This is a genomic window from Halomonas sp. DP5N14-9, assembly GCF_019802175.1.
GTDB lineage: Bacteria > Pseudomonadota > Gammaproteobacteria > Pseudomonadales > Halomonadaceae > Halomonas > Halomonas litopenaei.
On sequence record NZ_JAHVHR010000014.1, the window covers coordinates 77,908 to 102,774 of the forward strand.

Consider the following 24,867-nt stretch of genomic DNA (forward strand, 5'->3'; position numbering starts at 1 on the left):
CCAGCACTCTGCAATCGCCCGTCAGGGCGCCGCCCAGGGAGGGGCCGGCATGGACGACAGTCTTCTGGTATTTATCGTGCTCGGGCTGACGCTGGCGGCGTTCGTCTGGGGGCGGTTTCGTTTCGATCTGGTGGCGCTGGCCTCCTTGCTGGCCTCGGTGGTGCTGGGGCTGGTGCCCGCCGACCAGGCCTTTTCCGGTTTTGGCCATCCGGCGGTGATCACCGTGGTGGCGGTGCTGGTGCTGTCCCGTGGCTTCGAGCGGGCCGGAGTGGTGGACGTGATCGCCGCCCAGGTGCTCAAGGTTGGCGACAGGCTCCTGTACCAGCTATTGGCGCTGACCGGCCTTGTCACCGTGCTGTCGGGCTTCATGAACAACGTGGGGGCGCTGGCGTTGCTGCTGCCGGTGGCCCTGCGGATGTCGCGCGAACACGATACCTCGCCGTCGATCCTGCTGATGCCGCTGGCCTTCGGCTCGCTGCTGGGTGGCCTCACCACCCTGATCGGCACCCCGCCCAACATCATCATCTCGAGCTACCGTGCCAGCGTCGCCGGCGAGCGCTTCAGCATGTTTGACTTCTTCCCGGTGGGCGGCGCCGTGGCACTCGCCGGGGTTGCCTTTATCGTGCTGCTGGGCTGGCGCCTGGTGCCAAGGCGCACCGGCCAGGCCAGCCGCGACGCCATGTTCGATACCGCCCACTATCTGGTGGAGGTACGGGTCGACGCCGATGCCCAGGCCCTGGGCTGGTCGCTGCACAAGCTCAGGCGCAAGCTCGACGACAACGTGCCGGTGCTGGCGCTGGTGCGGGGCGGTCATCGCTACGCCGGTCACTCTTTCTATGGGGTGCTCAAGGAGGGCGACATCCTGCTGCTGGAGGCCGGTCCCGAGGAGCTCAAGGCGCTGGAGGATCGGGCCGGACTGCGGGTCGGTCTGGCACCCGAGGAGGCGCCGGATCCTGATGCCGAGCAGAGCGACGCCGAGCCGACCGACACCGAGCCAGCCAACACCGAGCAGACCGGCAGCGATGATCAGGTGCGGTCCTCGGACAACGCAGCGGCCACGTCGACGTCGGCCCAGCCGTTGAACGCAGACGGCAATGCCGGGTCCGCTTCGCTGGCCCAGCGTACCCGCCAACTGGTCGACGAGGACGAGCAGGCGCGAGAGCGCCGCATCACCCTGGACGAGACCCGTGAGGCGGCGCGGGGCACCGAGGACGGTGACGAGCGCCAGGACGACAAGGCCCCCGAGGACCTGCACCTGATCGAGGCGGTGGTGCGCAACGACGCCGCCATCAGCGGCCGCACCGCCGCCGAGCTGCGCCTGCACCATCAGTACGGCCTGCACCTGGTGGCGGTGGCCCGTGACGGTGGGCGCCTCAAGCAGCGTCTGCGCGATATTCGTTTTCGGCCCGGCGACGTGCTGCTGCTGCAGGGCGATCCCGAAGGGCTGGGGGAGAGCCTGACGGTGCTTGGCTGCCTGCCGCTGGCAGACCGGCGCCTGACCCTCGGCCAGCCGCGCCAGCTTGCGCTGTCGGTGGGCATCTTTGCCGTCGCCATCACGGCCATGCTGTTCGATCTGCTGCCGGCGGCGGTGGCCCTGTCGCTGGCCGCGCTGGTCACCCTGCTGGTGGGGGTGCTGCCGCTGCGTGAAGGCTACCGTGCCATCGACGGCCCGGTGGTGGTGTTGCTGGGGGCGATGATTCCGGTGGGGCAGTCGCTGGAGTCCAGCGGCGGGGCAGGTCTGATCGCCGATGCCATGCTCGGGCTTGGCAGCCAGTGGCCGCCCATCCTGGTGTTGGCGGGGCTCTTCATGGTCAGCACCTTGCTGTCCAACGTCATCAACAATGCGGCGGCGGCGCTGTTGATGGCGCCCATCGCGGCGAGTCTCGCCAGCGGTTTCGAGCTGTCGCTGGACCCCTTCCTGATGGTGGTGGCGATCAGCGCTTCCTGCGCCTTTCTGACGCCCATCGGCCACCAGTCCAACACCCTGGTGATGGGCCCCGCGGGCTATCACTTCAGCGACTATTGGCGCCTTGGCCTGCCGCTGACCCTGGTGGTGATGGTGGTCGCCATCCCGCTGATCATGCTGGTCTGGCCGCTGCAATAACGGCCAATAAAAACGCCCGGGCTGGGCCCGGGCGTCGTGGTGGTGCGCGAAACGTCGGCGTTACGCGGTGACGTTGTGGTGGTTCATCTTTTCCTTGTCGGTGACGAAGGCGTCGAAGGCGAAGTCGTCCACGCTCAGCATGTCGAGCACCTCGGCCTCGCGCTTGCGCATGAAGTCGGCATCCTCCTCGCTGATCAGACCCTCCTCGAGCGCGGCTTCCAGGCGTTCTTCCGGGTGCAGCGCCTGCACCGGCAGCTTGCCCTTGGAGTACGCCTTGTTGATCTGGCGATAGAGCACCTCGGCGCGGTCCTGGGTTTCCAGCAGGGCGTTGTAGCGCGCCACCGGGTTGTCCTGGACCTGGTCGTTGCTGTCCCAGGCGCCGACCAAGAGCTTCTTGCGCAGGGCGCTGTCGGTGGACACCGCACGGGCGATGGACCGGGCCAGGTCGTCGTGGGGGCGTGCCCAGCGGCGGCCCAGCGGCATCACCAGCACCTTCAGGGTCTTGCCCAGCGCCCGGTTGGGCAAGTTGTCGAAGACCTCGACGAAGGCTGTCTCGGCGCGGTTGAGCAGGAAGCGGCAGGCGTAGTGCATCAGTTCCGCCTCGCCCTCGACCTTGTCACCCTCGTGCCACTGCTTGATCACCATGCTCACCAGATAGAGGTTGGAGAGCACGTCACCCAGACGCGCCGAGAGCATCTCGCGCTGCTTGAGTTCGGCGCCCAGGCTCGCCATGGCGGCGTCGGCGCACAGGCTGAAGCCGGCAGACAGGCGGGCCACGTCCTGGGCGTAGGGGCGGGCGACCTCGTCGAAGGGGCAGGACGGCTTGCCGATGCCCAGGCCCATGGTGAGGGCGCGGGCGGCGTTGCCGAAGATCAGCCCGGCATGGCGGAAGAACGCCCGGTCGAAGGCCTTGGCGTCATCGGCGTCCTTGGCCGCCAGTTCCTCCAGCACGTAGGGATGGCAGCGGATCGCGCCCTGACCAAACACCATCAGGTTGCGGGTCATGATGTTGGCGCCTTCCACGGTGATCGCCACCGGGTTGGCGCTGTAGCCGATGCCCAGGTAGTTGCGCGGTCCCAGGGTCACCGCCTTGCCGCCGTGGATGTCCATTGCATCGGCCAGGATGTCCCGCTGGAACTCGGTCAACTGGCTCTTGAGGATGGTCGAGGGCACCGCCGGCGCCTGGCCGTGGTCGATGGTGTTGGCGGTCTGGTAGACCGCCGCCTGGGCGATGTAGGCCTTGGCGGTAAGACGTGCCAGGGGCTCCTGAATGCCCTCCATCTCGGCCACCGGCACATTGAACTGGCGACGGATGCGGGCGAAGCCGCCGGCCCAGCCGATGGCGTAGCGGCCGGTGCCGGTAGCGCCGGAGGGCAGGGTGATGCAGCGGCCGACCGACAGGCACTCGATCAGCATGCGCCAGCCTTCGCCGGCCATCTCGGGGCCACCGATGATGGTGTCCAGCGGCACGAACACGTCCTTGCCGCGAATCGGACCATTCATGAAGGGGCTGCCGATGGGATGGTGGCGGCGGCCGATCTCCATGCCGTCGGTGTCACGCGGGACCAGCGCGCAGGTGATGCCGAGGTCCTCGGTGTCGCCCAGCAGGTGGTCCGGGTCGAACATGCGGAAGGCCAGGCCGACCACGGTGGCGATGGGCGCCAGGGTGATCCAGCGCTTGTTGAAGGTCAGGCGCAGGCCCAGCACTTCCTTGCCGTCGACTTCCTGCTTGCACACGATGCCGACGTCCGGCAGCGAAGTGGCGTCGGAGCCGGCGCGGGGGCCGGTCAGGCCGAAGCAGGGGATCTCGCGGCCGTCGGCCAGGCGCGGCAGATAGTGGTCCTTCTGCTCCTGGGTGCCGTACTTGAGCAGCAGCTCACCCGGACCCAGTGAGTTGGGGACACCCACGGTGGACATCAGGGTCTCGTTGACCGCGAGCTTCTGCAGCACCGCCGACTGGGCCTTGGCCGAGAAGCCGAGACCGCCGTACTCCTTGGGAATGATCATGCCGAAGAAGCGTTCCTTCTTCAGGTAGTCCCACAGCTCCGGCGGCAGGTCAGCGCGCTCGCGGGCGATGTCCCAGGCGTTGCACATGCCGGCGGCCACGGTGCACTGATGGTCGATGAAGGCGCGTTCCTCGTCGCTGAGGCCGTCATCCTTGAAGTCGAGCAGGCGCTGCCAGTCAGGACGGCCGGAGAACAGCTCACCGTCCCAGGCCACGCTGCCGGCCTCAAGCGCAGTACGCTCGGTATCCGATACGCGGGGGGCGACCTTCTTGAACATGGCGAACAGACGCGGCGACAGCCAACCTTGGCGCAGCGCCGGCAGGCCGCAGACGGCGATGACGGCGGCGGTGATCAGCAGCAGTACGCCGACGAATTCGGCGTCGAGGACCAGGCCCGCGACCCCGAGAATGGCGGGCAGGGCGGCGGCAGGCGCGGCCCCGGCCTCGCGGCGGGCGATGGCGATCAGGCCAACGACCGCAAAGATGAGCAGGAGCAGGCTGAGCATGGGCGGTTCTCCTTGGAGAGCGATGAGAGGAAGTGTGGTTGTAATAAAACGCCTGTTTGAATTCTTGCAGATTAGCCCATCGCCTGACAACCGGCCATCGAAAACCTTGCCTCTTGCACCATGGTCGAACTAGAGGTCTCTTAGCTGCACAAAAATGGCCCCGTGAAAGTCACGGGGCCAGGTCGATGTCGTCTAAATCGTGTCGCCGCCAGCGGCAGCTTTTCCGGCGTCAGCCAGGCTGCGCTGTGCTATCAGAACTTGCACCAGCACCAGCATCGGCGCGCGCGGAGAGGCGCCGCTCGCTCTGGGTCGGATGGGCCTCCTCGAGCCGGCGCTGCGGCGGCTTCTGGGCCGGGGCGCCGTTGGCCACGTAGTAGGGCGCCTGGCTCGGCGGCAGCGGCTCGCGGCCACGGATCTTGTCGGCCATGCGCTCGGCCAGCATGATCGTCGGCGCGTTGAGGTTGCCGGTGGGAATCACCGGGAACAGCGAGGCGTCGACCACCCGCAGGCTTTCTACCCCGTGCACGCGTCCGGCGCCGTCGACCACGCAGTCGTCACCGTCGCCCATGCGGCAGGTGCCACAGGGGTGATAGGCGGTCTCGGCGTGGCGGCGCACGAAGGCGTCGAGCTCATCGTCGCTCTGCACGTCCGGCCCCGGCGAGATCTCGCGGCCGCGGAACTCGTCCATGGCCGGCTGGGCGATGATCTCGCGGGTCAGGCGAATGGCGTCGCGGAACTCTTCCCAGTCCTTTTCGGTGGACATGTAGTTGAACAGGATCGAGGGCGCGGCCTTGGGATCGACCGAGGTCAGCCGTACGCGGCCTTCGCTCTGGGAGCGCATCGAGCCGACGTGGGCCTGGAAGCCATGGGCCTGCACCGCGCTCTTGCCGTTGTAGCTGATGGCGATCGGCAGGAAGTGGTACTGCAGGTTCGGCCAGGCTTCCTCTTCGCTGGTGCGGATGAAACCGGCGGCCTCGAACTGGTTGCTGGCGCCCACGCCGCTGCCCTTGAACAGCCACTCGGCGCCGATCGCCGGCTGGTTGTACCACTTCAGCGCCGGGTACAGCGAGATCGGTTTCTTGCACTCGTACTGGATGTACATCTCCAGGTGGTCCTGCAGATGGGCACCGACGTTGTCGTTGACGTGGACCGCCTCGATGCCGAGCTCCGCCAGCAGGTCCGCCGGGCCGATGCCCGAGCGCTGCAGAATCTGCGGCGAGGCGATGGCGCCGGCGCACAGCAGCACCTCGCGACGGGTGCGCACTTCCTGGGTCTGGCCCTTGCGCTGATAGCGCACGCCCACCGCACGCTTGCCCTCGAACAGGATGACGTCGGTGGTGGCTCGGGTCTCGATGGTCAGGTTGGGGCGCTTCTTGGCCTCGTCCAGATAGCCACGCGCGGTGGAGGCGCGGCGTCCCTGGGGCGTGACGAAGCGGTCCATGGGGCCGAAGCCTTCCTGCTGGTAGCCGTTGACGTCCTCGGTGGCCGGGTAGCCCGCCTGCTGCCCCGCCTCGATAAAGGCGTGGTAGAGCGGGTTGTTGCCGGGCTTTGGGGTGGCCACGCACACCGGGCCATCGCCGCCATGGTAGTCATTGGGGCCGATATCGCGGGTCTCGGCCTTCCGGAAGTAGGGCAGGCAGTTGGCGTAGTGCCAATCCTCGAGCCCGTCGCGCTTGGCCCAGCCATCATAGTCCAGGGCGTTGCCACGGATGTAGCACATGCCGTTGATCAGCGAAGAGCCGCCAAGGCCCTTGCCGCGACCGCACTCCATGCGGCGATTGTCCATGTGCGGCTCGGGGTCCGTCTCGAAGGCCCAGTTGTAGCGCTTGCCCTGCAACGGGTAGGCCAGCGCTGCCGGCATCTGGGTGCGGAAGTCGAAGCGGTGGTCCTTGCCGCCGGCTTCCAGCAGCAGGACCTGGACGTCCGGGTCCTCGGTCAGACGAGTGGCGAGGACGTTGCCGGCGGAGCCGGCGCCGATGATGACGTAGTCGAATTCACGGAGCTGTGACATGTGACGCCTCCCTGAAGGCAATGGGGTGACCGGGTCAGGCGTGACGCGGTGTTCGAGTGCTGTCGCGACGGGCCGGCCTTAGAAGACCGACTCGAAGGGGCCCATTTCGACCTGGACCGACTTGGTCTGGGTGTAGTGGGCCAGGGTCTCGATGCCGTTCTCGCGGCCGACGCCGGACTGCTTGTAGCCACCCACCGGCATTTCGGCCGGGGACTCGCCCCAGGTGTTGATCCAGCAGATGCCGGCTTCCAGGCGATGGATCAGGCGATGCGCACGGTTGAGGCTCTCGGTGAAGACGCCGGCGGCCAGGCCATAGGTGGTGGCGTTGGCGCGCTCGAGTACTTCCTCGTCGGAGTCGAAGCCGAGCACCGACATCACCGGGCCGAAGATCTCTTCGCGCACGATGCGCATGTCATCGGTGCAGTCGGTGAACACCGTGGGGGCCGCCCAGGCGCCCTTGGCCCAGTCGCCCTGGTCCCAGGCGTCGCCGCCGGCCAGTACCCGGGCGCCTTGCTGCTTGCCCAGCTCGATGTAGGACAGCACCTTCTCCTGGTGTTCGAAGCTGACCAGCGGGCCGAAGTTGACCGAGGGGTCCATCGGGTCGCCGGCCTTGATGCGCGCCACGCGCTCCTCGAGCAGTGCCTCGAAGTCGTCCTTGACGGCGTTGTCGACGAACACCCGGGTGCCGTTGGTGCAGATCTGGCCGCTGGAGTAGAAGTTGGCCATCATCGCCGCGTCGGCGGCACGGACCAGGTCGGCGTCACGGCAGACGATCAGCGGCGACTTGCCGCCAAGCTCCATGGTGACGTCCTTGAGGCTGGAGGCGGCGGAGGCCGACATCACCTTCTTGCCGGTGCCTACCTCGCCGGTGAACGAGACCTTGGCGATGTCCGGGTGGCCGGTGATCGCCTGGCCCACCTCGGCCTCGCCATGGACGACGTTGAACACGCCATCGGGCAGACCGGCTTCGGTGAACACCTCGGCCAGGATCATGGTGGTCAGCGGGGTGACCTCGCTGGGCTTGAACACCACGGCGTTGCCGGCGGCCAGCGCCGGGGCGGACTTCCAGCAGGCGATCTGGATCGGGTAGTTCCAGGCGCCGATGGAACCGATGACGCCCAGCGGCTCGCGGCGGGTGTAGACGAAGCTGTCTTCACGCAGCGGAATCTGGCTGCCTTCGATGGCGGCGGCGAGGCCGGCGTAGTATTCGAGCACGTCGGCGCCGGTGACGATATCGACTGTGGACGTCTCGCTGAACGGCTTGCCGGTGTTGCGGGTCTCGAGCTCGGCGATCTCGTCGTTACGCTCGCGCAGCAGCGCCACGGCGCGGTTGAGGATGCGTCCGCGCTCCATGCCGGACATCGCGCCCCACACCTTCTGGCCGCGCTGGGCCGCGGCGACAGCGGCGTCCACGTCGGCCTGGCTTGCCACCTGCACGTCGGCCAGGTGGCTGCCATCGTAGGGGTTGGTGACGCTGAAGGTCTCGTTGGAGGTGGCGTCGGTCAGACGGCCGTCGATGTAGAGCTTCTGGAGTTCGAGAGTTGCCATGGCATCCTCCTGTCGAAAGGGCATGTGTCAGCAAGCTGACAGCGATGTCGGGGCGATAAGTGAAGAGCAAGAATGTGCGCGTGAGTGGCGCAGGTGTTGAGCCTGCCCACTCGGTCTGCCTGAGATCCGGCTCGAGGCTCGAGGCTCGGGGCCTGAGCCTGAAGACGACTCAGGCCGGTTCGGGTTTGCGAGCCGCAGCGGGCGCGTGGCTGTCGAGCAGTCGATTCAGGTACTCCCGCGCCAGCTGGCGGGCCTGGACCGCGTCCAGGCCTTCCGGCGACAGGGTGCCGCGCAGCCACAGACCGTCGATCATCGCAGCCAGGCCATTGGCGGCGCGCTGGGCCTCGTGTCGGGGCATCAGCCGGCGAAACTGGTAGCACAAATTGGCGTACAGCCGCCGGTCGTTGATCTTCTGCAGCCGCTGCAGGTCGGCCTTGTGCATCGAGTTGGCCCAGAAGGCGAGCCAGGTGCCGGCAGCGCGGGCGTTGGTCTGGGAGGCGTCGAAGTTGCCGTCGATGATCGCTTCCAGATGGGCACGGGGGCTTGAGTCGCTCAGCGCCTTGCGCCGCGCCGCCACGGCCTGGCCCAGGTCATGCTGGATCTGGCGCATGGTCGCCTCCAAGAGGCCATCCTTGCCACCGAAGTAGTGGCTGATGATGCCGGCGGAGACCCCGGCGTGGCGGGCGATGCGCATGATGGTGGCATCGGCAAGCCCCACCTCGTGGATCGCCGCCATGGTCGCCTGGATCAGCTGCTGGCGGCGGATCGGCTCCATTCCTACCTTGGGCATGACAGACCTCCGTGCCGTTCGCCCTCGAACATTGAGGTGCCCGAGAGGTGAATCTGTTGATGCGCGTCCCGAGCGGTATCGAGCTCAAGAGTTGAATCTAGTGACTTGCTCCTCGAGGCACCCCCGAGGTTAGGATGTAGAGAGTATGCCTTTTATTGATTGGACGTTCAATCAAAATCTGGTCGATTCAACGGCACAGTCGTGAACAGGCCACCATACTGCAACCGATAACCTCAACAAGGAGTGCATCATGACGACCCCGACGATTCCCGCTCTGTCCGTGCTGGCGGCTGCCATCGCCGGCCTTGCCGCCCCCCAGGCGATGGCCGCCGATGACAGCTGCCAGCCGGTGCGTTTCGCCGAAGTCGGCTGGACCGACATCACCGCCACCACCGCCTTGACCACCGAAGTGCTGAAGGCCATGGGCTACGAGACGCGTATCGACACCGTTTCGGTGCCGATCGCCTACTCGGGCATGAAGAACGACGACTTCGACGTCTTTCTTGGCAACTGGATGCCGTCCATGGCGTCCATCAGCGACCCCTACGTCGAGCAGGGCGATGTCGATCGCCTGGGGGCCAACCTGGAAGGGGCCAAGTACACCCTGGCGGTGCCGCAGTACGTCTATGACGCCGGCGTCACCTCGGTGGCGGATCTCGACGAGCACGCCGACAAGTTCAATAGCGAACTCCACGGCATCGAGGCCGGCAATGACGGCAACGAGCTGATCCAGCAGATGATCGACGATGACGCCTTTGGGCTCGGCGACTGGTCGCTGATCGACTCGAGCGAGGCCGGCATGCTGGCGGAGCTGCGTGCCCGCGTCCCCGACGAGACCTGGATGGTGTTCCTCGGCTGGGAGCCGCATCCCATGAACACCAACTTCGACATGGCTTACCTGGAAGGCGCCGACGACTACTTCGGCCCCAACCTGGGCGGCGCCACCGTTTACACCAACACCCGTGCCGGCTACACCGACGCATGCCCCAACGTCGGTGCGCTGCTCAACAACCTGAGTTTCACCCTGGAGATGGAAAACCAGCTGATGGGCACCATCATGGATGACGGTACCGCCCCGGACGAGGCCGCCCGCGACTACCTCAAGGCCAACCCGGAGCTGCTGGACGCCTGGCTCGAAGGCGTGGAGACCGCCGATGGCGAGCCTGCCCTCGAGGTGGTCAAGGCGGAGCTGGGTGTTGAATAAGCCAGAGCTGGGTGTCGAATAAGCCAGCACTGGGGCGCTGAACAAGCCTGAGCTGACTGTCTAACAAGCCCAGAGCGTTCCAGGCCGGGGGAGAGCAGGGCAGGCCCGTCGTCGAAAATTTCGCGGGCGGGCTTGCCAAGTTCATGAACGGTGTGCATAATTCTCCCCCGTCGACACGGCGCTTTTGCCGCATGACGACCCAAAAGGCTACGTAGCTCAGTTGGTTAGAGCACATCACTCATAATGATGGGGTCCCCTGTTCGAGTCAGGGCGTAGCCACCAGGATTTAGAAAGCACCCGCTGACCTCGGTCAGCGGGTGCTTTCGTATGCGGCGGGTTTTTTGCCTCCCGTCAGCCATCGTCTGGCACGGCCTTTCAGCGTTTGTGACCCGCCAGCACCAGGCCGGTGGGCGAGGGGCCAACGTTCAGGGCAGGGCTTCAGGATAGGGCTTCAGGACAGTGCAGTGCATCGTGACGGCAGCCCGAGCCGCCCGAACCCAGGTTACGAGGCGGATCAGCGGGTTAAGCCAGTCCTTGGGTCAACAAAAGCGCAACCGGGCTTGACGATCTCGGAGCGATCCGTATACTACGCCCCGTGCTTGAGGCGATTCCCCGATAGCTCAGTTGGTAGAGCAAATGACTGTTAATCATTGGGTCGCAGGTTCGAGTCCTGCTCGGGGAGCCAACCGCAACGGTTGATCCCGCGTCACGCACCGACAATTCAAGGTAATTCCCCGATAGCTCAGTTGGTAGAGCAAATGACTGTTAATCATTGGGTCACAGGTTCGAGTCCTGTTCGGGGAGCCATCTTGCCTTGCAGCAGTTTTGCATGAATTGTCGCCAAGCTTGAAGTACTGCACATCGTTGTTCCCCGATAGCTCAGTTGGTAGAGCAAATGACTGTTAATCATTGGGTCACAGGTTCGAGTCCTGTTCGGGGAGCCAGTGCTGATTTTTGGTGTTATCCCTTTCCTGCCGTCTCTTCTCTTTATTGAAATTATCCGGGATTTCCGTCCCAGGATTTGCTTCATGCTTTGCGTTTTTCTGCCGCATTCTTGCTGAGGCTTGCGATGCCTGAGTGTAAAAAGCGGTGTCGCAGAAAGTTTGCACTCGGGGCGAAGCGTTCTCTCTAGCCTGTCTGCCAAGTCACCATTTTAGTTCTCGCTCGCACTGGCCGAGATCGGTTTCCAGCCCTTCCCTGACCGATTCGCCCATGGCAGGTAGGGAAGCCAGGTGGAGGCTTTCCAGGATGGCACGCCAGTCATCTTCCGCCAGCAAGACGGCGTCACCTCTTCTACCGGTGATGAAAATAGGTTCGTGGCTTTCCAATGCCTTGTCGATCAAGGCTTCAAGCTCAGCGCGAGCATTCTCGACGGTTACTGTAGTCATCGGTCACCTCCTGTTGGATAAGCTTAGGTCAAGATGGGCATCTGGCCGTCAGGCCGCGCGGCTCAGATAGCGTTGTTGGCACCCGCGTATGATTCAGCAAAAAAATCGCCCTCGTTGCCTGATCGGCAGCGAGGGCGATGTCGTTTCTGCGTGGGCAGGGTGCTGGTGGTCAGCCAATGTGTGGCTTTATCGCCTCATCCCATCGCAGCGGCCCGGTTCCTCGCCCGCTTGCGCAGGGCAATGACGATGGTGGTGCCCAGAAGCAGCACGGCGATGGCGATCAGGCTTGCGCTGATCGGGCGCGAGAAGAAGATGCCGAGGTCGCCCTGGGACATGGCCAGCGAGCGACGCAGCTCGCTCTCGGCGATGGGGCCGAGCACCAGGCCAAGGATGATCGAGACCAGCGGGAACTTGATCTTCTCCAGGAGGAAGCCGAGCACACCGAAGCCAAGCATCAGCCAGACGTCGAACATCGAGTTGCGCACCGAGTAGGTACCGACGATGCAGCACATCAGGATGATCGGGCCCAGTGCCGAGTAGGGCACGTTGAGCAGTCGGGTGAACAGTTTGATGAACGGCTTGGAGAACGCCAGGATCATGAAGTTCACCACGAACAGCCCAGCGAACACCGCGTAGATCAGGTCGCTCGAGGTCAGCATGAACATCGGCCCCGGCTGCAGGCCATGCATGATGAAGGCGCCGAGGATGATCGCGGTGGTGCCGCTTCCCGGAATACCGAGCGCGAACAGCGGCACCAGGGCGCCCATGGCGGCGGCGTTGTTGGCGGCCTCCGGTGCAGCGATGCCTTCCGGTGCGCCCTTGCCGAACTTCTCCGGGTGCTTGGACCAGCGCACGGTCTCGCTGTAGCTGACCATGGCGGCGGTGCTGGCGCCGATGCCCGGCAGGATGCCGATGATGACGCCGAGGATGGATGAGCGCGACAGGGTGACGCCGATCTTCTTCAGGATGGGGGCGTCGAAGATCTTGATCTTGACCTTGGTCAGCGGCTGTTCGGCGTCACGGCTCAGGGAGCGCTTCATCACCTCGGACACCGCAAACAGACCGACGATGACCGGAATCAGCCCGACCCCCTCGGCCAGGTTGAGGTTGTCAAAGGTGTAGCGGCTGGTGCCGGTGAGCGGGTCGATGCCGATAGTAGCGATCAACAGGCCCAGGGTGGCACCGATCAAGCCGAGGATCAGCCGGCCACCGAGGGAGGCCACTACGGTCAGGCCGAGGATGGCGAGTGCAAAGTACTCGGGGGAGGAGAACTTCAGCGCCACCGAGGCCAGCATCGGGGTGAAGATGATCAGCGCGATGGTGCCGACCAGCCCGCCCACCGCGGAGCTCAGCACACCGATGCCCAGCGCCTTGCCGGCCTCGCCCTGCTGGGTCATGGGATAGCCGTCGAAGGCCGTCATCACCGCCTCCGGGGTGCCCGGGGCGCGATAGAGGATGGCGGTGATCAGCCCCGAGAAGACGGTGGAGCCGTAGATGGCGGTCAGCAGCATGAACGCCTGGGTGGGCTCCATGCCGTAGGTGACCGGCAGCAGGATGACCACCAGGATCACGCCGCTGATGCCCGGCAGCGCACCACCGATAAAGCCGATAAACACGGCCGAGGTCAGGATCAACAGGTTCATGGGCTGGAAGACCACGCCTAGCCCACTGAGAAAACTCTCCAGCATCGTCAGCTCCCGCGAAATACTGGTGGAAAATCGTACCGGCTGGGTGTCATGGCAAGGGGATGCCCAGCAGGGTGGAGAACACGCCCTGGATCAGCGCAACGGCGATGACCACGGTGGCAAGCAGGGCCGCCCAGTGGCGCGCGCCAAGCAACAAGGTGCAGGCCAGGGTGAAGATCACGGTGGCCAGCAGAAAACCGATGGCTGGCATCAGCAGGGTGTAGGCAACGGTGGTGCCCATCAGCCACCAGTGGCGGTTGGCGGCAAGATACCCAGGGTCAAGAGCAACGCCAGCGGCTTCGGTGGTGCTGTCGGTGACGTTGTCGGTGGCGCTGTCCTGGCCGGCGTCAGCCTGTTGGCCAGTTTCGGTCGCGGGGTCTTTCGCCATCGCGGCCTTGGCCTCGGCGTCGCTGGCACGCTCCTTGGCCTGGCTCATGCGGGTGGAGACCAGCAGGGTCGCCGACAGCACGATCAGCAGGAGCAACAGCGACAGCGGCCACAGGCGTGGGCCGATAAAGGTCGAGACGTCCTCGGAGCTCGGGAAATCAAGCGTCGGCACCAGGGTGACGGCGGCCAGTACCAGCAGCAGGACGGCAAAGACGGTGAACTTGGTATGCATGGTGAGGCTCGGTTCACGGCGGGCCAGCGGGAGCGAGTCCCGTCAGCGCAAGGTGAGGGGCCGGGTAGTACCCGGCCCGCCAGTCCACGGGATCAGGTGTTTTCCAGAAGCCGCGTGTAGAGTTCCAGGTTCTGCTCGAGCTTCTCGCGGTAGTCGTCGCTACCCAGCCAGCCCTCGCGGTAGTGCAGGTTCACCCGCTCTTCGTACTCCTGGTAGGTCTCGGAGTCGTAGACGCTCTTCAGCGTGGATTCGAGCTTCTCGACGATGGCGTCCGGGGTGTCGGCGTGGACGAAGATGCCGCGCTCGTTGCCGTCGGTCAGGTCCCAGCCGTTCTCGACGGTGGTGGGGATGTCCGGGAAGTTCTCCAGACGCTCTTCGGCGAACACCAGGATCGGCATCATCTCGCCGGATTCCATGTAGCTCAGCACCGAGCTGATCTCACCGAACAGGCCATCGATGTTGCCGCCCATGACGTTGGCGGCGACGCTGCCTTCCTCGTCGTAGGGAATGAAGCTGATGTCCAGGCCGGTGGCGTCACGGAACGACAGGAAGGCCATGCGGTCGGGGCTGGCCGCGTGGGTGCCGCCGATGATGACCTGACCCGGGTTGGCCTTGGCGTGCTCCATGAAGGCGTCGAAGTCGGCGTACTTGTCCGGATCGACGATCAGCGTCATCACGTCGGACTGCATGCGCGCCACCGGGGTGAGCTGGTCGAGGCCGGTGGGGTTCTGGCCGGCGGCAAGCGAGGTAACCAGAGTCGAGGAGGCGAAGTCCAGGGTGTGGCCGTCGGCGTCGCCGTTGGCGGTACGCTGGTGGGCCAGGGCGCCGGAGGCGGACGGCAGGTTGACCACCGTCACGCGGGTGTCCATGGCCTCTTCAAGCAGCGGCTTGATGGTGCGCGCGAAGTTGTCGGTGCCGCCACCGGCGCCGGCGGCGACCAGGAACTGCAGCGGCTTGGAGGGGAAGTCCGCCGCCTCGTCGGCGGACAGCGCGGCGGGGCTCGCTACGACGAGCGACAGGCCGAGGGCGCTGGCGGTGATGATCGCGTTTCGGGTGATCATGGCGTTCTCCTGGGGGTGGTTGTTGTGGTTGAGCATGGGCATCTGCCCAGTGGTTGCCAGGTGGCCTGACATGACGTCAGGCCGGTTCGGAGGAAGATTCGGCGGTGGAGAAGAACATCGCGTCCTGCTCGCGGCGAAGGTGGAGCAAGGTGGAGTCCGGCAGCTGCACGTCGGCCACGCTGATCAATTGCCCTGCAGCCACATCGCGCTTGAGCACGGCGCCGGGCAGCAGATAGAAGGGCACCGGGGTGGCATCGAGTAGCGCAGCGGCGGGATGCACCTCGGGCTGAAGGCCGGCGATGTGGCGATGGTGGCCCTTCATCTCGAGTTCCTGCCCCTTGCTGAGTGACAGCGTGGCGCGGGCGACCAGGTCAACCGCCGGGCGGGTGGCCTGGCCGCCGCCGGAGGGCAGGCCCTTGAGTACTGCGTCGAGCAGCGAGATCGGCGCTTCCAGGCCCAGCAGGTGGCGCGGCAGGTAGACCATGGCGCTCTTCTTGCTGCGACTCAGGATATGGCCCTTGCCGTCCAGCACCTCCCAGGCGTGGGCATCCTCGCAGCGCACCACCACGAAGACGCCACCGGCGAAGCTCAGCTCGTCCGGGCGGCGCAGGCAGTTGAACACCTCCAGACGCCCCGTGCCGGAGAGCACGCCGCCGTTGCCTTCCAGGTCCAGCAGGGTCGGCACCTCATGGGTACGCAGCACCAGGGCGTGGAAGGCAGGGTGGTCGGGGGTAAGGCCGGTGGCGTTGGCCACATTGGTCATCTCGCACAGGTCCGGTGCGGAGATCTGCGGAATGGCGCTCAGGTGCTCGCCACGGGCACGCACCACGCTGCGCTCGTCACCCTCGGGCAGCGTCCACAGCTCAGCCATGTCCGGGGCGTCGAAACGGGTGCCGTTGCACCAGATCGCCTGATCCGCCTCGTCCCAGACAAAGTCGTATTCGCTGCTCTTGCCGGCGGCGATGATCTCGAAGCCCAGCGTCTGGGCCCAGGTCACCAGGCCGATCAACAGGCTCGGTTGATCACCGTCCAGCGGAGTGAACAGGCGACCATGGCGGTTACCGAGGCGGGTCAGGTAGGGACCGACCACCGATTCGGTTTCCTTGGTGGCGATACCGACGTGCTTGCCGGCCTTGAGTGCACTGGCCGCGTGGGTGGCACCGGCGTTTGGTATACCAGTGCTTTCCACCAGGATGTCGAAATCCAGGTGCTTGACCACTTCGAGATCGCCACAGGCGACAAATTTACCCGCCTGCCAGGCGTCGCTTGCCTCGTCCGACGTTTGGCATACCGCAATCTGAGAGGCCGGAATGCCGGCCTTCTCGAACGCCTGGGCGGCCGTCTCGGCGCTGATGTCCACCGCGATACGCGCGTTCATGCCGGGCATCTGCTGGGCCTGACGGAGGATGCCGCGACCGAAATCGCCAGCGCCCGCGACGCATGCCTCGACGGTGGTGGCGGTATCAAAGTGGTGAAGGTAGTTCATGGTCGTAGAGCGTCTCCGTGCTGGCCTGGCCCACCGCTGGCGCGTTGCCGGGGGCTGCCTGAGCGGGTTGAAGGCCTCGGTCTGGAAGGATCGGGCGGGATCAAGATGCAGAGAAATGTAGTGGTATACCATTTTGGTGGTCAAACGATTGGGGCATAGACCTTGGTCGAATAAAGCAAAAGATGTGTGTTATATCGTTGAATATCAAAGAATAAATGCAGAGGGTAAAACCGCGTAAATGTTTGCCCACCAAAAAACGGTATGCCATTCTTTAGGCATCGAAGACCATGACGGCAATAACGATGGACGAAGCGGCAGTGGACGCACGCGAAGGACTGGTGGAGAAGGTCGCCAACTACCTGCGTGAACATATCGTGATGGATCACTTCCAGCCCGGGCAGCGGCTGCCCGAGCGCAAGCTGGCCGAAGAACTGGACGTCTCGCGCACCCCCATGCGCGAGGCTTTCAAGATCCTCGCAGCAGAAGGGTTGGTGGTCATCTCCCCACGCCGGGGTGCGGTGGTTGCCGACGTCAGCCCCCAGGACGTGCAGGAAAAGGCCTATGTGCTGAGTGTACTGGAGCAATCAGCCGCGGAGCTCTGCTGCGCCAATGCCAGCGACGACGACATCGCCGAGCTGCAGGCGTTGCACTTCGAGATGAAGGCCGCCTTCCTGCGTCGTGACCGCCAGAACTACTTTCGCCTGAACCAGGCGATCCACAACCGCATCGTCTCGCTCTCCGGCAACAACTCCCTGATCGAGATCCACGCCACCCTGAGCCGACAGCTCTACCGCGTGCGCTATCTTTCCAACCTGAAAAACGAGAAGTGGTCCGTGGCCATGGACGAGCACGAAGCCATCATGGCCGCCCTGGAAGCCCGCGACGGCAAGCAGGTCGGCAATGAACTGCGCAACCACCTCGGCAAGACCTGGATGAAGTACGCCACCCCCGCACCCGAGGACCAGTCCCTCGCCGATGTCGACACCGAGAGCGGCTAGTAGGTGAGGTAGGTGCGGCAGGCGACGCCGGCCAGCCAAGGGCGTGATAGCGAGACACTGATGGGCAGGATGCAGAGCAGGTGAAGTAATGACGCTTAACGGATATCGAGCGAAGGGGGGGGGCGGCTGACTCCGTCCATCAGCCGAGCCAAGAAGCTACGTCCGCTTCGAGCCTTTGCGGTCAGAGAGTGATTAGCCGTCAATCGGCGGGCGGGAATTGCTGCTTTTGGTGAAGGACGCGCATGATCCGGATATCTAAGCCTGCCAACTGATAGGAGATCAGAAGCGATACTTCCGGAAGGATCAGCAAGCGACCAGGAATACCTTGGCGCTCTACGCCGAGTAGCGGTTGCAGCATCAGCAGTTCTGCCCTTTCCTCAATCTGGCCATCAGTCCGTTCGGCGACCACAGGATTGAACTGGTAGAGGAAGTCGAAAATGGCTTCACGCATTGTCAGACCCTCTTCTTCCCTTGGAATCGCCGATTACCGGGGCAAGGTCACGGGCGCGGAGCCGTGACTTTCGTTCTGCCATCCGGGATTTTGCGGTTTCATGATCGACAAAGGTCGCTGCACCGGCTTGGAGTCTGTCAAACGCTCGCTTGACCTGAAGCGATAACCAGTCATGGTGTGACGTTGCTTGGCGCTGTTGCTCGGCGAGTTGTTCTGCCAATTCCCTGCAGGCGCCACTGAGCGTACGCCCCTGGCTCTCTGCCATCTGCTGGGCTAGGCGCTTTGTCTCTTCATCGATGCGAAACTGTATACGGGTATCCATCTGAAGCCTCGCAGCTCATTCTGACGTATTCACGTATATTGGCTCGTTTTGGTGCTCAGTATGGCAACCCAGGCCCGCTTGCCGCGCAGACGCCTCCTGGTAGCGATACCTCGAAACGTTGCCTCACAGGCGCGCGGAGCCGTTCCCGTCAATGGCGGCAAGGTTCGGTGGTGGATCAAAATCGCATCGCGGTTACCTGGCGCCGAGCTGAACAAGCTATACCACCCATTCGCCATATGCGAGTGATTGCTTGCTCGCGCTGGGCAGGGCAGTCGTATCAGCTTCAAATCTCTATCCCCGAATTTTATTCGAGCAAGTGCTTCCAAAAAGCAGTTTCCGAAATTCAACAGTTTGTAAGACTTAAGCCAAAAAACGCGTAAATTCGTTCCCATTCCTCACATCTTTTGTCTATTCTGCTGCTAATGGCCAACGCCAAGCTATAAACAGTGCCGCTACGAGCACGAAAACAACGATCATGCGCAGGGATAGGAAAGCCGTATACGGCCAAGGGATGACCAGCCAACGCTAATCTGACGTTCAATGCAGGCGCCTTGCCGCCTGTATGGAACGTGCTGCCTACTTCGGTTACACGTCCTCAATTCCTTCCGTACTCGTGATCGCACAGCGGCATTCGTCGCGCTGGGTGGTCATGTCGTGTGGCCGCCGGGGCGGTAGCGTGCCTGTTTGAAGGTTAGTATGTGGAGGGGAGGTGTGCCTTTCTCCCGGTGACATGGCGTAGGTGTTTCTCTGCGTGCGGTATTCATTCGTGTATACGAAATGCAGCACAGAATTTAATGGCGCGCTCGAATTGATGTATCTGAGGGCGTGTTTATTGCGCACATGCGCTTTAAAATTACGGCCAATCAATGGCTTTGTAATCGCTAAAGAGCGATTTTGGGCATGCGCGCTTTGAACATGAGTATGCGCGTTTTTTCTCAGATTACGCCGCAGTAAAGTGAGAAAGATACGGAAGAATTCAAAGGCATAGGCTGCAATTTGGGTGCGTTCATGCGGAAGAGAAATGAGCATGCCTATGAATAAAAATGTTATGCATCCCGATAGCTGACTGATAGTGACCATAGAATGAGTGAACCGCTGCTAAAGCCCTACTATGTTTACGAACTCGTCGATCCACGTTGCGGAACTACCTTTTACGTCGGCAAGGGGAAGGGGCAGCGGGCTTTGGCCCACGGCGCTGAAGCTGGAACATCAACTGATCACAACGAAAAGCTAGCCAGAATCCGTGAGATACGGGCGGCCGGAGAGAAAGAGCTAGCAATAGTCATCGGTAGGTATGAAACCGAGGAACAGGCGTATGCTGTCGAAGCCACACTTATACATTGGGTGTACGGCTTTTACAGTTTAACGAATGTTCAGGGAGGGCATGGTGGCTCTACGATTCGCCCGAACGGAGCTATGGACGAGATTCCAGGCATAGATATCCCGAGGCGGGCTTACCGCCAATCGGGAGAATATTCTAGCGCCATGATTCGCGCTCGCGAACAAAATGACACTGTATCGTTCGCATTGGAGATTAAGCGAGCGCTGGAGGAAGAACTCGATGTGGGTTTTACTGAGCCGGATCTCGGTGAGAGCAATAAGACAAAGATCTACTCATACTTCGATGCTGCGAGGCTTCGAATTGGTATCACTCACACTAAGAATCCAACCATGTGGTTGGCGTTTGAGCCGACTGGAAAATCGGCAGAGGAAAAGGATAGATTTCTGAGATTCGCAGTCGGCGCTGAGCTATACATCACCAATGCTAAGAATCTAGCCAGGTATCCGGACTATAGTGGCACTCGTGAGATTGACGTGATTATCAGGGAAGCTAGAAAAGGAATTCAGCTGTTGGAACACGGTGATGCATAACAAAGCGCTGCTGCCGGACAATTTTTCCGCTGCGCTCAAAATTTGCCGCAGAGCGCGGCGTTATACGAAGTAAAGTATGAGGTGAAAAATGTTCGAAAAATCTTTTCCTATTAGGTGCCCAAACCATATTCGGGAGACATGTTCTTTTAAAGTATTTAGCAATAATATACCGAATCATTGGTTGATTAGGGAAGTAACTGAACGAGACTATGGTATCGATGCATTAATAGAGGTGGTTGAAGCTACAGGACAAGTGACAGGTGAATTTATATCAATTCAACTTAAATCTAAAAAAACTGTACCATTTAATGATAATGGAAAGTTTAGAAATTATTCAATAAATAAAAATAATACCAATTACTGGTTAAATTCAAATTTGGTTACATTTATTATTCTTGTCGATGAAGAAACGAGTTTGATGTATATGAAATCGGTGGATATTCATGTTAGGGAGAATTATGACAGATATCGAATAAATGATAATTTTTATTATGATTTTTATTCTTGTGATTTATTCTCGGTCAATGAATTACTCCGACTACATGCGTGGTCTAAAAGTTTACGCTCTCTAGATCGTGAACTTTGTTCTTTTGATAAGGTACATAGAGTTCTTTGTGACCTGTACGATTCTCGTATAAGAAGAGATTATCATATGTTAGTAGATGAAGATGATGTGTTAAGTGATTTTGATTATGTATATCAATCTATGCAGGGATTTTGCTTGTTACTGAATATTTGTTGGGATATTCCGGAGCCAAGAGCATTTGTTGATAATAATCCAATTGGAATAGATGCTGCCTACGGTCCTTACTTTATGTACGAGTATCATATGACAAAGCTACTATTGATGCTTGATAAAAAAATGGTCGAACTACTTAAGTTGCTGCACCAGTTAATATTGACAGATTATTATCAATACTGGGTACAAAAGCAGTGTTCGTTTGTTAATTTTTTAAATAACGTATCTTTAGTATCTATGGATGAACGGTATTGGAGTTCAAAATAGTATAATTGTTTCTTTTTGGGTGAACAGAAAAACATCTATTTTCATGGTTTTTATTTATTCCAAAAAAGAAGAAAAATATTCATTCGTAATTAATGGCGATTACATTGGAATCTTTATAGAAAATTAATATCGTTTTTGTTGTAAAAGTGGCGAAAGCTTCGTATAACAAATGCATCAACACGATTTACTACACTCGGCATCTCAGGTTGTCGGGGGTTTCTCGTTTTAAGGCGTCAATTTTAAGTATAACGCATAGTAGTAAACGTGTTATGCAGGCGTTAGGTATCTCATGAGTCGTTATTCATTTTTATTTCTCTTGTTTGTTTTTTGCTATTTTTTAATAAACTCGGTGGTACTATTTTTTCAAGGTGAAAATTGGAGAGGGCTTTGCTGCTTAACCATAGCAATTGGCTTACCTTACTCGATATTGAAAAAGGATTATTATCTTATTATAGGGGGTATTTTAATGCTCTTTAGTGTTATAGGGACTTTTAGTGACTTTGTTGAAAGAACAGATAGTCCAGAGTATCAATATTTCGATTATGTTATAGAAACCTTTGAAGGCGGTTATTTTGGCGAGCATGAAAAAAAGGTAACGCTAGCTTGCGGCATTCAATCTAACATCGACAATATGCAGTTGGTTTTCGATTTGTTTAAGTCAATTTATTATGATGTATTTCTGTCTGCCATTGACTTTGTAGTATCACAGTTTTCAGAGCCCTTACAAAATAATTGCTTAAATGCAGTCGAAGAACTAAGAAAAGATTACCTAGGATTTAAAGCGATACCTAACAAATAAATTAAAGCGGATTCATAAAGCTAGGCTCGGCTCGTACCTCGCCAATTTTAGCCTAACTTTATTCACCGTTTATTTAGGCGTTAGGTGTGTAGTTTCAGGTACCGAGAATAAACTCAATCAGAAGCAGGGGGATATATGAAAGTCCTTATTATTGCTATCGTTCTTACCTTGGTTAGCGGCACTGCTCTGGCCCACGGGGGTGGGTGCCGGAAAAGTTCTCCACCCGGGCAGTGTTGCCATATGGATAATAGTGTCGGAACGGTTCATTGCCATTAACTGTTAATAGCAGAACACTCACACCTAACAAGGCCAGGCAAGCGATGCAAAAAGCCGCACGCCTGCTGGCGGTCGTTATGCATCTTAGGGAGAAAGGTAATGGAACCAGTATATGATCGTAATGGGAGAGTTGTTGCTTGGGTAAATGGCGACAATATTTATCATCTAAATGGCAGACATGCAGGCGTTCTCAACGGTACTAATGTTTATGGTCACAGAGGTCAGCATCTTGGTGTTTTCGAAAACGGTTTATATCGAGACCACCGAGGCGGAGTAGTAGCATTCATTCGGGGTGGTTCAGGAGGTCCTGTCCTTCCTGTTCCCTCTGTACCGCCAGTGCCACCAGTACCTTCAGTTCCGCCTGTCCCAGCAGTGCCCTCCGTACCTCCTGTTCCAGCGGTTCCGTCACTGGGCTGGGGGATCGATTGGGACCAATTTATAAATGCATAACAAGGCGCTCAAGCAAGGACGCGCTGACGCGCGCCGCTTAGCTTGGCGTTAATGGGATATCTATGTTCGGAACATTTGATGATCTGAAGGCTAAAGTCGATGAGTATTTTTCGTGCTACCGACATCCGGATATGAGCGATTTCAGTTCCGGTCCTCTTTACGACCTATTTCCAGAGCGAGAGGGAGGTGCATTGAAGGCGCAGTATTGTTGGAATGACACTTGGCCAAGTAATGGTAAAGCTGGAATCTATGCGTTTCTTGATGATGATGGTCGCGTTGTATATATAGGAAAATCTTCAATGAAGAGTTCCGTGAGCGCTCGGTTGAATTCGTATTGCCAGTACGGCAAAGATAAAAAGTGCAAATTGAAACACGACCAATGGAAAGTACAGCCACGGTACGTATGGATTGTTGGTGTCCCCAATGAAACATCATTTGAGGCAGCCGCTCTTGAAGAGTTCCTGATTCGAGAGATTGTAACGTCGGACAATGTGAATGGAATTTCAGCCTCCCATTAACAAATCGCGAAAGGCGGACGGCTTTCAGCCGCCTCTTCGCTCAGCGTTATGTGTTTTTCATGGTTTCGAGGTGTAGATGAAGAAATTCTATACGGTGGATAGGCTTGGAACTCTATCTAGTGGTGCCTTAATTGATGTCACTAAGTATGATGATGTTAATCCTGAGGTATTGCAGTCGCACGTGGATGAACTCTTTCCACATGAAGTATCAGCTCACGGCGAAAACTACCTTTTAAAAAACGGTAGTCATGGGGGAATCTTTAGCTCAGCGATAGAATTATTATTTGAATACGTTAGAAGAGCACATTTTCCAGATGTTAAATCTAGATTTGAGTGTTTCTTTGCTTGCGAATCGATAGAAGAAGCTATGGCTTTTCGTGATAAATTTGGTCAACCAAGTAACAGAATCTTTGAAGTATTTTCTGAAAAATCATACTTTAAAGGAAATATGGTGCTCTTAGATAATAATCAAACTTTACTTGTCTGTTCATACTTTGCAGATGAATACTGGAAAGGAAATCGGGGATCTATTTCCGAAAGTTTCTGGGAAATTCTGCTTGAGTTACCCGTTACTATCGGTGAGCAAGTGGGGTAATAAAAACATAACAATCTGTTGAAGAGTGATTCGCAACGCTTGGCATTTTTCCTATTCATTGCGTTTAGTGTCTAAGGTGGTATGCGGCGGCTTCGGTATTGCGTTGCTCACTCCTTAACAGGGCGTTATTCCCTTTCAGAAACTAAGGAGAAATGAGTGTCCGACATAATGGAATCAAATTATGCTCAAATGAAATCATACGTTGAGCGAAACAAATTCCCTTTTCAGGAAAAGGATGAACAAGGTTGTAAACGCCTTGACATCCAAAATGGTAAAGCCAAAAGTGTTGTCAAAGTCTATTCAACTGGAACTATTCAGATTCAGGGCGCGGAATCTAATCTTAAGACGGCATTAACTCAGGCTAAGGACGCAGTAGAAAACGAAGAAAATATCGGTGAGATGCTTCCCTTTGAAATCGAGCGATTTCCTGAGGTTCTTAAAGAAAATATCCCCGATGTAGATCCTATCGTTGTCCGATTCATCGAAGAGGCTATTGTCACAATCAAAGCAGGCTCAAATTTAGGTTGTGCTTTTTTGCTGGGTGGCGCTTCGGAAAAGGCAATTTATCTATTAATAGACGCTTACACGCAAGCCATTCCAGATCAAACAATGAGAGATAGATTTGTATCGAAAACTTCGAAGAAGTTTATTTCGAAAGTATTTGAAGAGTTCAAAGCGTCTTGGAAAAGCTCTATCAACAAGCCGCAAGGCTACGGCTGGACGAATGATATTGAAGTCAAAATTGAACAGATTTTTCAGTTTTGCCGCATTTGCCGAAATGAATCAGGCCACCCACACCTCCCGCCAAATTTAGATAAAGGTGTTCTTCTGGCTAATATGGGGCAATTCGTAAAGTACATCGAAGATATGTACGGAATGATTAACTACTACAAAGAGAACAACGTCCAGTTCTAGGCATAACAAAGCGCTGCTAGGGAAAAACCTACGCTGCGCTTCGGTTTGCACCAGAGCGCGGCGTTAGCTCAACCCTATTTGGACACTATCGATGGAATTCAAGGCTAGGAAAGTTATAATTGACCCAAGCAACCCGGCGGTCTCAATGAGCAAGTGCAACACCTGATCGATCAGGTACGCTATCGCTATGACTCATTGCTACCACCACCTTACTGCTGAAGAACGTGCCACCATCATGCTGATGCGTGAAGGTCACTC

General features: G+C 58.9%; 20 protein-coding genes and 4 tRNA genes. 14 read left to right on the forward strand and 10 right to left on the reverse strand.

Going from position 1 to position 24,867, the window contains the following annotated elements:
* Positions 1–49: 49 nt before the first annotated feature.
* Complete coding sequence (locus KUW00_RS10040; RefSeq protein ID WP_222568960.1) at positions 50–2,104, forward strand: SLC13 family permease; 2,055 nt, start codon at positions 50–52, stop codon at positions 2,102–2,104.
* A gap of 60 nt (positions 2,105–2,164) precedes the next feature.
* Here the strand turns inward: KUW00_RS10040 and KUW00_RS10045 are convergent, their stop codons facing one another.
* The 4 genes from KUW00_RS10045 to betI all read right to left on the reverse strand — a co-directional run bounded on the left by KUW00_RS10045 (position 2,165) and on the right by betI (position 8,964).
* Entirely contained in the window at positions 2,165–4,615 is a 2,451-nt protein-coding gene (locus KUW00_RS10045; RefSeq protein ID WP_222568961.1) for an acyl-CoA dehydrogenase, read from the reverse strand.
* A 229-nt stretch (positions 4,616–4,844) separates the two neighbouring features.
* Positions 4,845–6,626, reverse strand: a complete 1,782-nt coding sequence (betA, locus tag KUW00_RS10050; RefSeq protein WP_261392082.1) for a choline dehydrogenase — start codon at positions 6,624–6,626, stop codon at positions 4,845–4,847.
* A gap of 78 nt (positions 6,627–6,704) precedes the next feature.
* A complete protein-coding gene (gene betB, locus KUW00_RS10055) occupies positions 6,705–8,174 on the reverse strand; it encodes a betaine-aldehyde dehydrogenase (RefSeq protein WP_222568962.1) in 1,470 nt (489 codons plus the stop codon).
* 169 nt (positions 8,175–8,343) lie between these two features.
* Positions 8,344–8,964 (reverse strand): transcriptional regulator BetI, encoded by a 621-nt coding sequence (betI, locus tag KUW00_RS10060; RefSeq protein WP_204248998.1) that lies wholly within the window; start codon positions 8,962–8,964, stop codon positions 8,344–8,346.
* Positions 8,965–9,286: 322 nt separating this feature from the next.
* Here betI and KUW00_RS10065 point away from each other — a divergent pair, with 322 nt between their 5' ends.
* The 5 genes from KUW00_RS10065 to KUW00_RS10085 all read left to right on the forward strand — a co-directional run bounded on the left by KUW00_RS10065 (position 9,287) and on the right by KUW00_RS10085 (position 11,112).
* Positions 9,287–10,168, forward strand: coding sequence for a choline ABC transporter substrate-binding protein (locus KUW00_RS10065; RefSeq protein ID WP_261392088.1), 882 nt, complete (start codon positions 9,287–9,289; stop codon positions 10,166–10,168).
* Positions 10,169–10,373: 205 nt separating this feature from the next.
* Positions 10,374–10,450 (forward strand) — tRNA-Met (locus KUW00_RS10070).
* Positions 10,451–10,777: 327 nt separating this feature from the next.
* Positions 10,778–10,853 (forward strand) — tRNA-Asn (locus KUW00_RS10075).
* A 46-nt stretch (positions 10,854–10,899) separates the two neighbouring features.
* Positions 10,900–10,975: transfer RNA gene (locus KUW00_RS10080), tRNA-Asn, on the forward strand.
* A 61-nt stretch (positions 10,976–11,036) separates the two neighbouring features.
* A tRNA-Asn gene (locus KUW00_RS10085) sits at positions 11,037–11,112 on the forward strand.
* Positions 11,113–11,313: 201 nt separating this feature from the next.
* On the opposite strand, the gene KUW00_RS10090 is transcribed toward KUW00_RS10085, so the two are convergent.
* The 5 genes from KUW00_RS10090 to KUW00_RS10110 all read right to left on the reverse strand — a co-directional run bounded on the left by KUW00_RS10090 (position 11,314) and on the right by KUW00_RS10110 (position 16,407).
* Positions 11,314–11,556, reverse strand: coding sequence for a type II toxin-antitoxin system Phd/YefM family antitoxin (locus KUW00_RS10090; RefSeq protein WP_222568964.1), 243 nt, complete (start codon positions 11,554–11,556; stop codon positions 11,314–11,316).
* Between the two features lie 194 nt (positions 11,557–11,750).
* Positions 11,751–13,244, reverse strand: a complete 1,494-nt coding sequence (locus tag KUW00_RS10095; RefSeq protein ID WP_045994605.1) for a tripartite tricarboxylate transporter permease — start codon at positions 13,242–13,244, stop codon at positions 11,751–11,753.
* Between the two features lie 46 nt (positions 13,245–13,290).
* Positions 13,291–13,860 (reverse strand): tripartite tricarboxylate transporter TctB family protein, encoded by a 570-nt coding sequence (locus KUW00_RS10100; protein ID WP_222568965.1) that lies wholly within the window; start codon positions 13,858–13,860, stop codon positions 13,291–13,293.
* Between the two features lie 92 nt (positions 13,861–13,952).
* Complete coding sequence (locus KUW00_RS10105) at positions 13,953–14,921, reverse strand: Bug family tripartite tricarboxylate transporter substrate binding protein (RefSeq protein WP_045994607.1); 969 nt, start codon at positions 14,919–14,921, stop codon at positions 13,953–13,955.
* Between the two features lie 76 nt (positions 14,922–14,997).
* A complete protein-coding gene (locus KUW00_RS10110) occupies positions 14,998–16,407 on the reverse strand; it encodes an NAD(P)H-dependent oxidoreductase (protein WP_222568966.1) in 1,410 nt (469 codons plus the stop codon).
* Positions 16,408–16,694: 287 nt separating this feature from the next.
* Here KUW00_RS10110 and KUW00_RS10115 point away from each other — a divergent pair, with 287 nt between their 5' ends.
* Positions 16,695–17,405, forward strand: a complete 711-nt coding sequence (locus KUW00_RS10115; protein ID WP_261392084.1) for a GntR family transcriptional regulator — start codon at positions 16,695–16,697, stop codon at positions 17,403–17,405.
* A gap of 199 nt (positions 17,406–17,604) precedes the next feature.
* Here the strand turns inward: KUW00_RS10115 and KUW00_RS10120 are convergent, their stop codons facing one another.
* The gene (locus KUW00_RS10120; protein ID WP_222568967.1) at positions 17,605–17,856 is read right to left on the reverse strand and encodes a type II toxin-antitoxin system RelE/ParE family toxin; all 252 of its coding nucleotides are present in this window, start codon (positions 17,854–17,856) and stop codon (positions 17,605–17,607) included.
* A gap of 1,405 nt (positions 17,857–19,261) precedes the next feature.
* Here KUW00_RS10120 and KUW00_RS10130 point away from each other — a divergent pair.
* From KUW00_RS10130 to KUW00_RS10160, 7 genes are all read left to right on the forward strand, one after another.
* A complete protein-coding gene (locus KUW00_RS10130; RefSeq protein WP_052704539.1) occupies positions 19,262–20,050 on the forward strand; it encodes an LEM-3-like GIY-YIG domain-containing protein in 789 nt (262 codons plus the stop codon).
* A gap of 88 nt (positions 20,051–20,138) precedes the next feature.
* A complete protein-coding gene (locus KUW00_RS10135; protein ID WP_222568969.1) occupies positions 20,139–21,056 on the forward strand; it encodes a DUF4365 domain-containing protein in 918 nt (305 codons plus the stop codon).
* Between the two features lie 289 nt (positions 21,057–21,345).
* The gene (locus KUW00_RS10140) at positions 21,346–21,855 is read left to right on the forward strand and encodes a hypothetical protein (RefSeq protein ID WP_222568970.1); all 510 of its coding nucleotides are present in this window, start codon (positions 21,346–21,348) and stop codon (positions 21,853–21,855) included.
* 375 nt (positions 21,856–22,230) lie between these two features.
* Entirely contained in the window at positions 22,231–22,581 is a 351-nt protein-coding gene (locus KUW00_RS22650; protein ID WP_409996285.1) for a 4-fold beta flower protein, read from the forward strand.
* A 62-nt stretch (positions 22,582–22,643) separates the two neighbouring features.
* Complete coding sequence (locus KUW00_RS10145) at positions 22,644–23,099, forward strand: GIY-YIG nuclease family protein (RefSeq protein WP_222568971.1); 456 nt, start codon at positions 22,644–22,646, stop codon at positions 23,097–23,099.
* Between the two features lie 76 nt (positions 23,100–23,175).
* The gene (locus tag KUW00_RS10150; protein WP_222568972.1) at positions 23,176–23,694 is read left to right on the forward strand and encodes a DUF2441 domain-containing protein; all 519 of its coding nucleotides are present in this window, start codon (positions 23,176–23,178) and stop codon (positions 23,692–23,694) included.
* 156 nt (positions 23,695–23,850) lie between these two features.
* Positions 23,851–24,609, forward strand: coding sequence for a hypothetical protein (locus tag KUW00_RS10160; RefSeq protein WP_222568974.1), 759 nt, complete (start codon positions 23,851–23,853; stop codon positions 24,607–24,609).
* Positions 24,610–24,867: the final 258 nt, after the last annotated feature.

Bases quoted from the DNA above. Each gene is read 5' to 3' on its own strand.
- KUW00_RS10065 (WP_261392088.1), top strand. From the start codon at position 9,287: ATGGCCGCCGATGACAGCTGCCAGCCGGTGCGTTTCGCCGAAGTCGGC.
- KUW00_RS10140 (WP_222568970.1), top strand. From the start codon at position 21,346: ATGAGTCGTTATTCATTTTTATTTCTCTTGTTTGTTTTTTGCTATTTT.
- KUW00_RS10100 (WP_222568965.1), bottom strand. From the start codon at position 13,860: ATGCATACCAAGTTCACCGTCTTTGCCGTCCTGCTGCTGGTACTGGCC.
- KUW00_RS10105 (WP_045994607.1), bottom strand. From the start codon at position 14,921: ATGATCACCCGAAACGCGATCATCACCGCCAGCGCCCTCGGCCTGTCG.
- betB (WP_222568962.1), bottom strand. From the start codon at position 8,174: ATGGCAACTCTCGAACTCCAGAAGCTCTACATCGACGGCCGTCTGACC.
- KUW00_RS22650 (WP_409996285.1), top strand. From the start codon at position 22,231: ATGGAACCAGTATATGATCGTAATGGGAGAGTTGTTGCTTGGGTAAAT.
- KUW00_RS10115 (WP_261392084.1), top strand. From the start codon at position 16,695: ATGACGGCAATAACGATGGACGAAGCGGCAGTGGACGCACGCGAAGGA.
- KUW00_RS10135 (WP_222568969.1), top strand. From the start codon at position 20,139: ATGTTCGAAAAATCTTTTCCTATTAGGTGCCCAAACCATATTCGGGAG.
- betA (WP_261392082.1), bottom strand. From the start codon at position 6,626: ATGTCACAGCTCCGTGAATTCGACTACGTCATCATCGGCGCCGGCTCC.
- KUW00_RS10150 (WP_222568972.1), top strand. From the start codon at position 23,176: ATGAAGAAATTCTATACGGTGGATAGGCTTGGAACTCTATCTAGTGGT.
- KUW00_RS10110 (WP_222568966.1), bottom strand. From the start codon at position 16,407: ATGAACTACCTTCACCACTTTGATACCGCCACCACCGTCGAGGCATGC.
- KUW00_RS10120 (WP_222568967.1), bottom strand. From the start codon at position 17,856: ATGCGTGAAGCCATTTTCGACTTCCTCTACCAGTTCAATCCTGTGGTC.
- KUW00_RS10040 (WP_222568960.1), top strand. From the start codon at position 50: ATGGACGACAGTCTTCTGGTATTTATCGTGCTCGGGCTGACGCTGGCG.
- betI (WP_204248998.1), bottom strand. From the start codon at position 8,964: ATGCCCAAGGTAGGAATGGAGCCGATCCGCCGCCAGCAGCTGATCCAG.
- KUW00_RS10095 (WP_045994605.1), bottom strand. From the start codon at position 13,244: ATGCTGGAGAGTTTTCTCAGTGGGCTAGGCGTGGTCTTCCAGCCCATG.
- KUW00_RS10045 (WP_222568961.1), bottom strand. From the start codon at position 4,615: ATGCTCAGCCTGCTCCTGCTCATCTTTGCGGTCGTTGGCCTGATCGCC.
- KUW00_RS10145 (WP_222568971.1), top strand. From the start codon at position 22,644: ATGTTCGGAACATTTGATGATCTGAAGGCTAAAGTCGATGAGTATTTT.
- KUW00_RS10130 (WP_052704539.1), top strand. From the start codon at position 19,262: ATGAGTGAACCGCTGCTAAAGCCCTACTATGTTTACGAACTCGTCGAT.
- KUW00_RS10090 (WP_222568964.1), bottom strand. From the start codon at position 11,556: ATGACTACAGTAACCGTCGAGAATGCTCGCGCTGAGCTTGAAGCCTTG.